The organism is Pseudovibrio sp. POLY-S9 (genome assembly GCF_001431305.1).
Classification (GTDB): Bacteria; Pseudomonadota; Alphaproteobacteria; order Rhizobiales; family Stappiaceae; genus Pseudovibrio.
This window is the reverse complement of sequence record NZ_LCWX01000049.1, coordinates 72,686-87,063: the sequence shown is the minus strand read 5'-3', so window position 1 is coordinate 87,063 and position 14,378 is coordinate 72,686. Positions and strand designations below refer to the sequence as shown.

General features: G+C 47.7%; 8 protein-coding genes. 1 reads left to right on the top strand and 7 read right to left on the bottom strand.

Features of this window, described 5'->3' with window-relative positions; genetic code table 11:
- Nucleotides 1-299: 299 nt before the first annotated feature.
- The 4 genes from PPL9_RS03130 to PPL9_RS03115 form a co-directional block, all read right to left on the bottom strand.
- Nucleotides 300-1,640, bottom strand: a complete 1,341-nt coding sequence (locus tag PPL9_RS03130) for an HlyD family type I secretion periplasmic adaptor subunit (protein WP_208982020.1) — start codon at nt 1,638-1,640, stop codon at nt 300-302.
- A gap of 28 nt (nt 1,641-1,668) precedes the next feature.
- Nucleotides 1,669-3,507: a type I secretion system permease/ATPase gene (locus PPL9_RS03125; protein ID WP_057461287.1), complete on the bottom strand. Its 1,839-nt coding sequence runs from the start codon at nt 3,505-3,507 to the stop codon at nt 1,669-1,671.
- A gap of 91 nt (nt 3,508-3,598) precedes the next feature.
- Complete coding sequence (locus tag PPL9_RS03120; protein WP_057461278.1) at nt 3,599-5,542, bottom strand: hypothetical protein; 1,944 nt, start codon at nt 5,540-5,542, stop codon at nt 3,599-3,601.
- A 78-nt stretch (nt 5,543-5,620) separates the two neighbouring features.
- Nucleotides 5,621-10,453, bottom strand: coding sequence for a hypothetical protein (locus PPL9_RS03115; RefSeq protein WP_057461277.1), 4,833 nt, complete (start codon nt 10,451-10,453; stop codon nt 5,621-5,623).
- A 1,057-nt stretch (nt 10,454-11,510) separates the two neighbouring features.
- Between PPL9_RS03115 and PPL9_RS03110 the strand changes: the two genes are divergently transcribed.
- Nucleotides 11,511-12,110, top strand: a complete 600-nt coding sequence (locus PPL9_RS03110) for a hypothetical protein (RefSeq protein ID WP_057461276.1) — start codon at nt 11,511-11,513, stop codon at nt 12,108-12,110.
- An 8-nt stretch (nt 12,111-12,118) separates the two neighbouring features.
- Here the strand turns inward: PPL9_RS03110 and PPL9_RS03105 are convergent, their stop codons facing one another.
- The 3 genes from PPL9_RS03105 to PPL9_RS32995 form a co-directional block, all read right to left on the bottom strand.
- Nucleotides 12,119-12,883: an SDR family NAD(P)-dependent oxidoreductase gene (locus tag PPL9_RS03105; RefSeq protein ID WP_057461275.1), complete on the bottom strand. Its 765-nt coding sequence runs from the start codon at nt 12,881-12,883 to the stop codon at nt 12,119-12,121.
- 59 nt (nt 12,884-12,942) lie between these two features.
- Nucleotides 12,943-13,314 (bottom strand): hypothetical protein, encoded by a 372-nt coding sequence (locus tag PPL9_RS03100; RefSeq protein ID WP_057461274.1) that lies wholly within the window; start codon nt 13,312-13,314, stop codon nt 12,943-12,945.
- Nucleotides 13,315-13,368: 54 nt separating this feature from the next.
- The coding region (locus PPL9_RS32995) for a TonB-dependent receptor (protein WP_208989132.1) at nt 13,369-14,378 on the bottom strand (1,010 nt) is incomplete at its 5' end.

The following is a 14,378-nucleotide window of genomic DNA, read 5'->3' as shown; positions in this document are numbered from 1 at the left end:
GTGGTGCTGGCATGCTGTGATCCTCCCGAACAGAGTGAATCACAAATCGAAGTTTTGGGGAATCTCATAGATTCAAACTTTGATCGAAACGCTTTAGTGCGCCTGCACAATTAAACAAATAAGAGTGCAGTAACAAAAGTGAGTCTCATAAAAAAAGCAGGTATAGCCCACCATTCTCCTTTGAATCATTCTTAGTAGAGGTTGCTGAGCATTGGACCTGATAGCAAAAAACATCGCGCTACAGAAAGCTCATATGGTTGAATCAGCTTAACGCAACAAGCTATTAAGCTCGACCAAAATCAAGGCTCCCTGAAAGCTCTCGACATGCTGTCACGAACAGGCTCCATAAGGTAATCGAAGAAGGTACGGTCTCTCGTTGTGATGTACACCTCCGCTGGCATGCCCGGCGTTGCTTTGAAGTTGAGGTATGTCGGAATTTTCTCACGATCCAGCTTCACACGCGCCTTATAAACGTCAGCAGATACGCTCATCGGATCCTCACTTCGCAATGCATCAGCTGATACGTATACGACCCTTGCATCCAACATCGGTGTAATCCGCTGGTTCAAAGCCGTCAGGCGAACCATTGCCTTCTGCCCTTCTTTCACGTTGTCAATCTCGGTGGTTTGGATCGACGCTTCAATAATGAGCTCATCCTGCAGAGGTAGGATTTCCATTAGATCCTTACCACTCTCAACCACACCACCTGCAGTGTGATAACGCATCCGAACAACAATCCCGCGAACTGGCGCTACGATCTCAACGCGCTGCAGAACATCTTGCGCAGCACGTATTTGCTCACTCACATCATCCAGATCAGCATTAACGACCTGAAGCTCCCCAACGGCGGTTTGCGAGGCTTCATTCTCCGCCCTTACAATTTGCGCCTTTGCTCTGGCAATACGCTCAGTCGCATCTCCAATCTCAGCAAGGATACGACCTTCCTCACCTTTTAGATTGGCCAGTGAGCGTTGAATGCGAAGTACGTCAGATTTCCGAATGAGGCCTTTTCCAAGGATCTTCTGTTTGGAATCCAACTCTTCCTGAAAAAGATCCATCTGCTCCTTCACAGCAACTAGCTGCGATTGGCCACCCTGGATCCTCTCCTTTAGTGCATTAATACCTTGAGTAAAAATATCAATTTCACTCTGAAGTTTTCGGGTTCGAGCTTTGAAGGTCAGCAACTGGTTCAAAATGATACTCTTGATCTTAGCATCCTGGGCAGTGCTTAAGAGTTCCTTCGGCAGCACCAATGACTTCTGGCCTTTGGCCTCTTGCGTCAAACGCGCTTGAATAGCTTGAAGGCGTGCTTGCCGGATCAACAAGCGCTCAAGGTTAGCTTTAGCTGCTGTCTCATCAAGTTTCACCAGCACTGCACCAGCAGCCACCACATCCCCCTCTTTCACAAGGATTTCCTTGATGATCCCACCTTCAAAGTGCTGAACAATCTTGTTTTGCCCAGTGGCAACAAAGGAGCCTGAGGCGACGACAGCCCCTGCCATCGGTGCACTGGAAGCCCAGTACCCAAATCCGGCAAATGTGAAAGCAATAATGATAAAACTAGCCAGTATGGGCGCGCGAGTTGTGCGAGGCACATCCTCATACCAGCTTCCATCAAGTATAAGAGCTCTAGTAGACATAAAAATCACCAAATAAGAAAAGCTTAAACTATTCAGCTGGTTGTGCTGCTGGCAGATTATGCCCCGACGCATTTTGATGTTGTGGAATGCCGGGTCGCTTACCAGTTATCAATGGCATCACTTCATCACGACTGCCAAAGGCAGCAACCGTCCCATCCTTAAGCATCATGATTTTATCGACACAACGCAGCAAAGCAGGCCGTTGCGTGATGGCAATAACAGTCATGCCATCTTGCTTTGCACGTTCAAGAGCCTGAGCAAGCGCCTGCTCCCCGATTGTATCTAAATTAGAATTGGGCTCATCAAGCACCAACAAACGAGGATTATTGTAAAACGCACGCGCCAATCCAATACGTTGACGTTGCCCGCCAGAAAGCGGTGCACCATCCATAGCAACCTGCGTCTCATAGCCCTGAGAAAACTGCGAAACCATCTCATGGATGTCCGACATTTGCGCCGCTTTGAAGACATCTTCATCTTTGGCTTCACGGTTCATGCGAGCGATATTCTCTTTAATTGTCCCCGGGAAAAGCTGTACATCCTGAGGCAAATACCCAATGTTTTCGCCCAGCTGCCGGCTATCCCAGTTCCGCAGGTCCATCATATCAAGACGGACATTACCCGCCGTTGGAATAAGGGAACCAACCAACATCTTCCCAAGCGTGCTCTTACCCGATCCCGAAGCACCAACCACCGCCAACGATTCACCGGGAGAAAGCTGGAACGAAATACCATTTAGGATCACGCGTTTGTTGGGCGGTGGAACAAACAACAAACGCTCAACACTCAACCGCCCCGCAGGATTCGGCAGGCGCAACCGATGTACATTCAGGGGCGAAGTATGGAGCAATTTCTGAATACGGCCATACGCACTCTTCGCTCCCACATAGCTCTTCCAACCATCAATAATACCTTCAACCGGAGCCAACGCACGGCCACCAATAATAGAGGCTGCAATAATCATCCCTCCGGTTATTTCATTGGAAAGCGCAAGCCATGCCCCCCATCCCAGCATCGTGATCTGTGTCGACAGGCGGATGAATTTTGAGATCGCAGAAATCAGGACATTTCTGTCTTGTCCCATTATTTGCGCTTTCAAAGACTCTGCTGTCTCCTTACCCCAGATAATCACCCCTTCCGGGATCATCCCCATCGCATTCATGACCTGGGCGTTTCTCGCCATTGCCTCAGCTTGCAGATTGGCACGCGAGGAAAACGCATTGGCCTTTCCAAATGGCACAGCCGTCAGCTTCTGGTTGATCCGTGCAAGCACAAGAAGCAACAGAATGGTCGTTGTCACAATCATCCCCAAATGAGGATGAACCAGATAAACGACGAGCAGGTATATAGGAGCAACCGGTGCATCCATGATGGTTAGAAGAACTGAACCAGTCAGGAAGCTTCTCAATTGCTGGAGGTCGGAAAGAGCCTGAAATTCCTGACTACTGCCGTTGTGAGACGCTCGCGCCGCTGCACTCAAAACAGGCCCACCAAGGCGTGTTTCAACATCAACAGCAACCCGCATGAGCATGAAGCGCCGGAACATATCCAACAGCACATGTGCAAGCACAAGCCCGATAACAATGGCTGTCAGCATCACCAAAGTATCAACACTCCGGCTCGTCAGAACACGGTCGGAAATCTGAAATAAGTAAATTGGAACAGACAGGATCAGAAGACTGGCGCAAAACGAAAAGAAACCAACATAAAGCAGGTTTACCTTGGCACGTGCCAATCCATTCTGCATCAACTTGCGAAAATCAATATCTTCATAGGGTCCTCCATTCTTCCTGGAGGCGAAATTACCCTTTTGGCTGGCAAGCTTTTCTCCACGTGCAGGCTCTTGTTGAACACCATCCACCTGCAATGTTTTGCTCGCTTGCCTCCCACGTTGCCGGCTATTGTTCTTTGTCGCTCGAGCTTTAAACATATATTCTCTCTATAAAAACCTATTAAAATCAAACAAGTATATCGGAGACCATGTCACTCTCACCCGCATAAGGAACAAACGCGGGCGACGTTCCGGTTTCGCTACCACCGTCATTGCCAGTAAATGCAACAACTTCCGAAACCAGATCTGTATTTCCATTCAATGCTGTTTCGAGATCATCTTCTTCAGAGACAACGATATTGACTTTTATAACAATGTCTTCCTCTGAGTATTCGCCATCCAAATATTGAAAACCCGACTGACTATCATAATCAATGATGGTTGCTTTGTTGCTCGTCTTGTTACTTGACGTGTCCAGATAACCCTCTTGGTCATCTTCAACGACCTCACCATTAATAAACTGCGTGAGAACACCATCATCCTCTTGTTCTTTATGGATCTTCACATAGTCCGCATCCGAGAGAACATTGATCTGCTCAATCGCATTGATTTGGTAATAATCACCAGTGATGTAGAGGACTTTCAGGTCAGTGCTCGGCAGGATCGGCAAACCACCTGTGGCAGAAGAGGCGGTATACTCGTAGTCCCCTGCTCGACCATCAATAGCGTCCACCAAACCGTTCACCTCAGAGGTCATCGGCTTCATCAGCGATCCGCCTCCAATATTCTTAATCGTACCTTCATTGGTCAGCACATTGTGCCGTCCGGTCCCACTGATAGCTGCACCAGTCGCATCAATATAATCGGCATCCAGGAGGATATTTTTCTGACTGATGTAGTTGACGTCATAGTAGTTTCCAAGAACAACAATCACATCGTAATTCTGAATGTTATCAATCAACTGCGCCGCGTTGACCTGGGTGTTATCACCGGTCTGAACATAATAACCACTGTTGTTCAACTGGTATGAAACGCAGTCGTCGTCGGAAAGAAAGTTTTTCTGATTAACAATGTTCAGGTCATAAAAATTGCCGCTAACAACATCAACACTCATGGTGTAATCGGGATTGTTGTAGGTAACTGCGGAGGAAATAATGTACTCACCTTCAGAAGTCACATTGGCATCATTGAAGACAATCGTTTCATCAAGCCCCTGACCGACGACAGTGTCCGTTGGCTGATCTGTAGGACCATAATATAAGTTGCTCTGAATGATCGAGTTTGTGGCGTAGTAGTCCCCCATCACGACAGTCGAACATTTCAACTCACTCAGGTCTACAATCGAGGCAACATTGACCGCTTCATTGTCACCGGTCGTTACATAGCTGCTATCGCTCTGTTCATCTTCAGAGGTGTCGTCTTCTGCCTGCTCGTCCTCAGGCAGTTCACCAATATTCTCACCACTTGTAAAAGAAGGATTTGGTGCATCATTCTCCGCTCTATGAACCAGCATTTCGCCAATGGCATCAGCCGCACTTTGCGCATCACCATCATCAAAAATCTGGTCAAGCGTATCCAGCTCAATGTCACTCGCAACATCAAGCAGTTGATCCAGCACTTCATCTGAGTTCCACTCAGGAATATCATCCCCAAACTCACTCTTGGACAAAAGCAAATCATCATCCGTCAGGGCGTTTTCCTGAGCGAGGTTTATTTCAATGTCCGGCGCATAAATATCGCGATAAGTGAAGGTGATAGTATACGTGTAGTCCAGTGATTGACCGCTATCTCCACCTTGCGGCAGCTCTGGGCCCGTACCGTCTTCAAACAGTAAAACTTCAGAAGGTGGAACAAACTTAGAAGCATTTACGAGCGTCTCAACCGAATATGGGAGACGGGCTTGTGACAGCGCGCTAATTTCTGGCAAAAGCGAAGGAAGACTGTAGAACTTTTCATAGGGAAGGTCTGTGATACCTCCGCGAGAATAAACCACTTCCACCGGAGTAATCACAATAGTGTCTTGGGCAAACAGTGCTTCGTCAAAGCTCTGTTCAGCTGTAGCGATACTATCAAAAATCTTCATGTAGCCGATAAAGTGCCAGCTCAATTCATTTATAGCCTGCGACAGCATAAAATATCCTAACAATTTCATATGGATATATAAAATAACCTGCGCGGAGTGATCCGCGCAGGTCTTGTTTAGTTTGGATTATGCAAGGTCGTCTTCGCCAACCACGTTCACGGTTGAGGAACCGCCCACGACGTTGACATCAACAGCATTGGCTTGAACATTCGCACCCATGACAATTGTCTGGTTAAAGGCATTAGCCACACCCAGAGCATCAGCAGTCGCAGCCGTAGAAGCCGTCACGCTGTAATCGTCACCAGTACCGAAGTCGAAGAGACTTTCAGCATCGTGGATGCCATCCGCAGACATCGCCTGACCACCATCAGCAACGATACTCTGATCAAGCGTTCCATGGTTATGGACTTCAACATTGGTGATCGTATCTTGATCATACAATGCATTTGCCTGCTCAGCACCGAAGATGGTGTCAGTGCCATTCGCATCCAGATTACCAAAGAAGCCACCACCAACATCTGGGCTACCAGAAGGTGTGATGTCCAATGAACCCAGACCATCATCTTCTCCTGTGAAGAGAAGCGTATCGTTCTGACCTGTAACATCCAGCTCAGTCGAGTTGACCTGCTTGTTACCACCTGAGGACAGGCTCTGGTTAAAGGCAGATGTCTTCGCCGTAGCATCCGCAGAAGCAACAGCTTCCGCAGTCACGGTGTAGTCATCACCAACAGAACCATTAGCAACGAACGAACTCACTGGATCAGTAATACCGTCACCAGAGTCAGCGTCACCACCAATTGCCGTAACAGTCTGAGTTAACTCATCGAAGTTTTCGACATCGGCTTCATCAATGTGATCGTTGTCACCAGCAGTGTTGTTTTGTGAGAACAAGGCAAGGCTGTCAGCATTGCCAGCAACGGTGCCAGATCGAATTGAGTTCGAAGCACCACCCTCACTGTCATCACCAACGGAGATGACATTCTTGTTGTCTCCAACAATCTCGACATCTGCAGAGTTTACCTGCGCATTGCCACCGGTAGATATTACCTGGTTGAATGCTGAGGCTTCCGCAACAGCATCAGCAGACGACAAGGCTTTACCTGTGAGAGATGCATTGTCACCAACGTTCAACGCACCCTTCACATCTGTGCCATCAATGCCACCGGAACCAACACCAGCACTCGCAGTACCACCTGTTGCGGTAACATCCTGCTCAACATTAGAGTAGTTAACAACATCCGCATCAGAAATACTGTCACCATCATAAATGGTATTGCTCTGATACCCGCCAAGGAGGGAGTCGGTTGAATCTACACCGCCGTTGTTAGCTGGACCAGTACCAGTTACAGATGCAAATGCTACGTTGGAGTCTTCGCCGGCAGACTGAACATTACTGCTTCCACCAGTTACGCTCAGATCAAGATCATTACTCTGAGCATTACCACCAGAAAACAGTTTCTGGTTCATGGAAGACGCAGAAGCAGACGCATCCGCAGTTGCTTGCGTAACACCAGTGATGGAAGAGTCATCTCCAACACTCGCAGCTCCCACATCTCCATCCCAGTCAGCAACACTGATGCCAGCACCACTTGTGGCTGTTCCGCCTGAAGCAGAGACATCCTGATCAACCATATCGCGATTTACGACATCAGCATCAGAAATGGTATCCTTGTCACCAAGCGTGTTTTCCTGCCACGCACCAGCTGCTGTGTCGGTATCAGACTGACCGGCAGCTGCTGCCTGACCAAACTGACCAAGTGTTGCATTGTCTTCACCAGATGCAGCAACGCCAGAGTTCGCACCTACAATGCTTGCATCGTAAGAATTGCTCTGTCCATTGCTACCTGAACTAAGAACCTGCTCAAACGATGCTGCAGAAGCCGTAGCATCAGCACCAGCGTTGGAAAGGCCACTTATGCTGCTGTCTTCCGCAACACCAGGAGCACCTTGAGCACCAATTTGACCATCCCCACTGGATGCAATGCCATCACCAGCAGTTGCAGTTCCACCAGTAGCAGTCACATCTTGAGTGGAATCATGGAAGTTACGAACATCGCTATCCCAGATGGTATCGCCATCGTAAGCGGTGTTACCTTGTAGGCCACCTGAAAAACTATCGGTGTTCGTAGTTCCAACCCAAGTACCGTTTACTTCCGCGTCGTCCTGACCAGCAGAAGCAACATTCACATCTGCGCCTGTGACAGAAACAGATGCAGAGTTGCTTTGAGCATTACCACCTGTCAACTGCGTCTGAGTGAAGGACTGAGCAACACCTGTTGCATCAGCAGATGCTGAACTGGAGCCTGAGATGCTCTCATTTCCATCAATGTTGGTTGAGCTGCTACCAGTCTGAACAATACCAGCTCCAGAGGAAGCAGTTCCACCGTCTACATCAACACTCTGAGTGCTATGGCCCCAGTTAGTGACGTCCGCATGCTCGATTTCATCAACATCACCAAGCTGATTGCTCTGATCACTCCACGAGGTTGTTGTGGTGTCATGATCGACAGATGTAATTGGCTCAGACCCAGCAGTAGCTCCGCTCTCACCAGCTGCTGCAACAGCTTTGTTACCACCAGTAATATCAACATCGACGGAGTTTGATTGAGCATTGCCACCAGTTTTGAGCGTTTGCCCAAAGTTGATCGCAGCGCCTACACCATTCGCACTTGCAGAAGCACTGCCAGTGATGGAGCTATCATCACCAACGGTATCAGGACCGAGATTACCACCAAGAGCTTCAATACCGTTACCTGCGGTCGCACTGCCAGCATCAACTGTGACGGTTTGCACCGCATCTGCCCCACCAGTGTTGATGACATCAGGGCTGAACAAAGTGTCACCTTCGTACATCTCATTTTCTTGAGACTGAAAGGATCGGGTATTTGTGTTGGTGTCACCTCTGCCAGCCAAAAGCGAAACAGGGCCTGCAGCAGCACCAGCATTGTCTTCACCAGCAATCGAGGCCGTCATTTCTGCACCAGTCACAGAGACTTCAGCAGAGTTACCTTGGGCGTTTCCGCCTGTGGTCAATGATTGCGTAAAGGACTGTGCGACACCTTGAGCATTTGCAGAAGCCGCAGCAGATCCACTCATGTCAAAGTTACTATGCACTGCAGCAGAAGTACCAGAATCAAACGAGATACCGTTACCAGCATTAGAGATGCCGCCAGTTACATCAACAGTTTGAGTACTGTCATGCTCATTCCAAACATTCGCATCATCAATCTCATCTTTATCGCCAAGCGCGTTAGACTGATTACTTTCAGTGCGTGTCCCAGTTCTGTGATCGCCGTAAACTGATGGGTTGTCAGCATTTAGAGACGCAGTGGCACCGTCCTCACCAGCAGAAGCAGTAACCTGATTTGCTCCAGTTACACCTAACTCAGAGGCATTACTTTGTGAGTTGCCACCAGTGCTGACTTTCTGTTCAAAGCTTGCGGCAACACCCAAAGCGTCAGACTTGGCAAGCGTCGAACCAGTGATGGAACCATCATCGACTACGTGTTCCGCACCTAGACGGCCACCCTTCATGTCAATACCGTCACCAGCGGTCGCATCGTCACCGTAGGCTTCAATCTTCTGAGTGGAATGCCCGTCATTATGAAGGCTTGGCTCTAGAACTGCATCGGCATCGTAAGCTTCGTTAGACTGGTTAAAGCGAGCATTTGTGCCTGTTTCAGATTCATTAATAGATGAATTCCAATCGGCACTGACCTGAATACCAGCAGTCGCGTCATCTTCACCAGAGGTTGCCTGGCCAACACCAGTACCTGTAATGTCAAGACTTGCAGAGTTACCCTGGGCATTGCTGCCTGCAGAAATGTCTTGTTGGAAACCAACGCCAACAGCACTTGCTGAAGCAGATGCGACAGCACTACCGCTTACGCTTCCGTCACCACCAACAGATGCAGCAGATCCGATATGGTCAATTGAATTGATGCCATCATCACTAGATGCATTACCTGCTTTGGCTTTAACAACCTGCAAAGAGTCATCAAGATTGGCAACTTCAGGATTTGCAATAGCACCGTCAATGTTGCCACCACCAAAACCACCACCAACGCCATCATTCAGTTCATTTGACTGAGTGACACGCCCACGAGTGTTGGTATCTGAGTTACCAGAAGTGTAGTCAGTCCCACCGACAACAGCTTGAGCACCAGATCCACCAGCACCAGAAATATCTACATCTGAACCTGTGATCGATAGATCAATATTGTTGCCCTGCTCATTGCTACCAGTTTGCAGTGTCTGGTTGAAGCTACGTGCAAGACCAGATGCATCTGCTTGTGCAGCAGTAGAACCAGTGATGCTTTCATCATCACCAACGCCAACATTTGAGCCAGCAATATCAGTTGGTCCAGCACCAATGATGCCATTACCAGAATCAGCATCACCACCTTTAACTTTTACACGTTGCTCAGCATCACCATCATTCGTGACGGTAACATTATTGAGTGTATCAAGGTCATTCGCGTAGTTGGATTGGTTTGCACGAACCAGTGTATCCGTGTCGTTATCTGCTGCTGCCGCCCCTGCTTGATGCGCATTGACACCAGAGCTGTCACCACCAACGGTCGACGCATCAAAGTTTCCGCCAGTTACACTGCCGGAGACATCGTTGCTCTGCAGGTTCGCACCGGTCGCGATACCCTGATCAAAGGCAAGCGCAACACCCTGGCCATTAGCTGAAGCGGAAGAGCTCGCATCAATGGTCAGGTCGTCGCCAATCTGTAGTGCAGCGTTAATATCCTGAATGCCATCGCCAGCCTGTGCGATTGTATCAATCAGATCATCACGGTTCACTAAGACCTCTTGGTCTAACGAACCGTCATTAAGCACTTCAGCGCTACTATCACCATTGTGCTCAACGACATCCTTATCACCGAGCGTGTTATCCTGCTCTGCGCGGATACGCGTATCAGTGCCATCAGTAAATGGATTGTAACCAGACATATCGTCTCCAAATATTCGAAGAACTGCCCTGCAAGAAGCCGATCATTTGCGTCAGCTGGTTGCCACAGGTTCTCCTGAGGATTGAAAAAATGTTTCATTCCATGATTTGAAGGATGTCTTTTCGATTTAGCTTTTTGATCCAAGATCAGAACAAGCAAATGGCTTGTAAACTCGGATAACCCCGAATTTGGACGCAAGATTCCAGCTCGCACAAATGTAAAATCTGTACGCTAAACAACACGTCGGCTTCAGAAAACGAAGTAACCGATAAAATATGCGCTGGTTCTGGAATTCTGGCTAAATTACTAACTAAATGCTCTTGCTAAAACGAATAGACTCCATTCCTCCAAACAAAACCTCCAGTAAAGAAGAAAGAATATTCCTCTTGGAAGCGGCGGAAGCTATACCACGGCCTAAAAAACAGACAAACCAAGAGTAATATCTGGTAATAATCAACAATACATTCAATTGAACTAGATAATAATTACCATGACAATCTAGGATATTAATAGTGAGTTAACGTTAGTATTCGCAAATTAGTGTTTTAAATATTACTAAAAAACAACTAAGTACTCCTAACAGGGAAGTGTTTATTGGTCTCAATAATGACAGTGTCATCTAAATCACATAGCAACCTGATCAAGAAATAGGTTTTCGGTGACCTATGTAATATGCAGTGAATTCTCAAGGTAGCTAAAACACTGTTTGAGTGTAAAAGTTATAGGTTTATAACCAAACTTTGCCGACTAATAAAAGAACGCCATACTCTAATTTAAAGACACAATCCGCCCAGTAACTCACATTCCTGATCGCATAAATTTCTTCACAGGTAATTCAGGAATATCTTCAGTCACTGTGGCTTATGCTCCTTTAAATCTCAGGAATCATCGAGACTAAGACTCATTTACTTCACCAACACTCCCCAGACATCCAGTCAAAGAGTCGCCAAGCAAAACCTGTCCATCATGCTCTATAAATAACGCTTTAGCTTTGCTACCCTAGCGTTAGAAACGTAATTATAGGCTGGAAAACGAGTATTCTCAGACAGGCGCGCTTTATGCACGATCAAACCTCTCATTCACCTGACTTTGACGAACTAGACAGAATTGCCCCCGACAAGGCTGGGCGGCGAAACCTCCTGTTCGCTTTGATTGGGAACATCAATTACAGCTGGTCCAACAATGAGAGCACGTTCATCTACATCCTGCAGCATCTCATGCAGACCGACGAACTCACCGCAACTCTTGTCTTCGGCACTCTCAACACAACGAGGGCAAGGCTGGAACTGATAGAACGCCTGGCAGACGCAAAGCTAAAAGATGTTGCCCTCAAAAAGAAGCTGCGCCGCATTCTTCGCATCTTCAACGAAAGTACCCGGCTAAGAAATGAATTTAGCCACGCAACTTTCAAACAGAACCAGCAAGGCGAAATCACCCACACCCATTCCATGCGCATTCAACGCAAGAATGGACAGATCCAGCTCGGGGAAATCAAGGCAGTCGACGACGCGCGCATCACCCAAATGGGAAATGCAATCGAGAAGCTTGTGAAACTCAATCGTGAGATCTGGGCATTTCTACCCGAGCTGCAACAAGCAATGACACATACAACAGAAACTGAGGAAGGTCAGAGATCGTCCCACCTCCAACCTTCCTAATTTAATCTTTATGAAGAACTGCGCTTCCCGGCTGTAAGGCCAACCAATCGGAAATATGCCCAATAAGGGACAAACCGTAGCAGTTTCAAAGCCGTAACAAGCGGGAAAGGAAACGCAATCTCAAAGCTCTTACGGTCAAGGCCTTTCTTGATCCGTTTGGCAGCCCCTTCTGCACTCACGATAAAGGGCATAGGCAACTTGCTATTTTCAGTCATCGCGGTCTTCACAAACCCGGGATTGATGACTGAAAGAGAGAGGTTCGCCCGATCAAAACTCGGTTTCAACGCCTCACAAAGATTGATGAGCGCAGCTTTTGTAGGGCCATAACTTGCAGCATAAGGCAGCCCTCCATAGCCACTAAGCGAGGAAATGATGGCAACGTGCCCGGAGCCGCGCTCTTTCAGCAATGGGAACAAGTTATGTATGGTCCGCACAGCACCAAAATAGTTCGTATCCATCGCACTAACGCAGACTTCCTCGGTCAATGTAGAAAGTCCACCAATGTGAAAAACACCGGCGCAATAAAGCGTCAAATCAGGCAGGCTGGCATTTTCATCAAAATCGTGGGCGGCTTGAGCTATCTGCTCATTATCCGTTACATCAAGCGGTAAACTCGTCACTGATGTGTATGTTTCTTTCAGTGCTTCAAGTCGATCAACCCGGCGGCCACTCGCAACAACCTGCCAGCCATCATATGCATAAAGCTTGCAGAGCTCTTCACCAATCCCTGAAGTTGCCCCAATAATCCAGACAGTCTTTTTTCGAGATGTCATTCGCACTCCCCCCAAAGCAACATTAGAATTCCCATGGGAGGAGCAAAGCATAGGTCTAGCTATTGCTGCAACAACTTCTGCGTGCTCACAGCGCACCAACTCTCGCTTTTGTTTATACTCGCCTCACAACTGGCAAGGCTGTCAGCCACAGAAACAAGCAACTGACCTTCTTCAATCCTGTTGAGATAAACGAAACGCTCCGGCTTATCGCCTTCATCATCAGCACCCGGATGTTCAAACTCAGAGATCTGAGCCGAGCTTTGATGGCAACCAGCATAATGGATCTTAAAGCGCGGCTCCGCCAAAATTTCCTTCAACGCAACAATGCCTTGCTGACATTCCTCAACACTATCTTTTTCAACGTAGGAAGCACCCATCTCACCATTCGGCCCCGCTGAACTCAGCAAAAACATGAGAAGCACGGTTTTCATGTGATGATATCCTTTAAAAACAGCCCCATCGCAATTACGGCAGGCCTCTGAGAACTAGAAGACGACACTCGCAGAAATTTTAAACGCCCGGCCCGGTGCAGTGAGTTCTTCGATTGACGGTTTATATTCTAGATCCAGAATATTCTCGACAGCTGCATTGACTTTCAGTCTACGTAGATCATCGAAGTCATATGACAAGCCGCCAGCAAGATTGAGAGTCGCATAACCAGCTTCTTTGACAACATCATTGTTACGATCAAGATCTGTATGTTCACTAGCAAAACGGGCATACAGATCTGCATGAGCTTCAATTCCGTTTTCGAAGATCCAACCTTTCTTCACTCCAACAGACCCGGAAACAAGTGGCGTATTAGTATGAAACGTAGTTAGAGCTGCTTGCTCAAATTGGCGCTGCATCAAAGTTAAGTTGGCATATGGAGTTAGATTCAGTTCAGCAAATTTGTATGATGTTGAAAGTTCAAGGCCCCACGTCCGCGCTTCATTGATGTTGTCGTATATTAGCGAGCCGGCAGGGCACGCAACGCTATCACATGCTATGGACGTGATGTAGTCTTTTGCCTGCGTATAGAACACAGCAGCATCAAACATGAACTCGCCATCATCATACCTACCGCCAATTTCAGCTGACACAGAAGTTTCCGCCTCTAGATCGGGGTTCGCGAAAATCATACCTGCTGGCGTAAAGTTGGTGCCTATCATCGTTTGGATGAGAGTCGGGTACACATAGCCTTGGCCGAGGCTAGCCCTCAAAGCAACGCTATCAAACCCAGAATAGTTAAACCCGATAGCTCCAACGAACGCTTGATCACTTTCTTTACGATAACCTGCAGATCCCGCATTCTCAGTCTTCACATAATAGTACCGCCCCCCTGTAGAAAGAGTAAGGTCTTGTGTCACATCCCATTCGTTCTGCATGAAAGCGGAAAAAGTCGTTACTTCACCTATGTCAACTGTGCTGGTTGGCGTTATTGGCACTGGAAAATTCGGTGGGCCAGGTGGAAATGGAATATCAAAACCGGACTGAGAACTTTGCCTATCAAGCC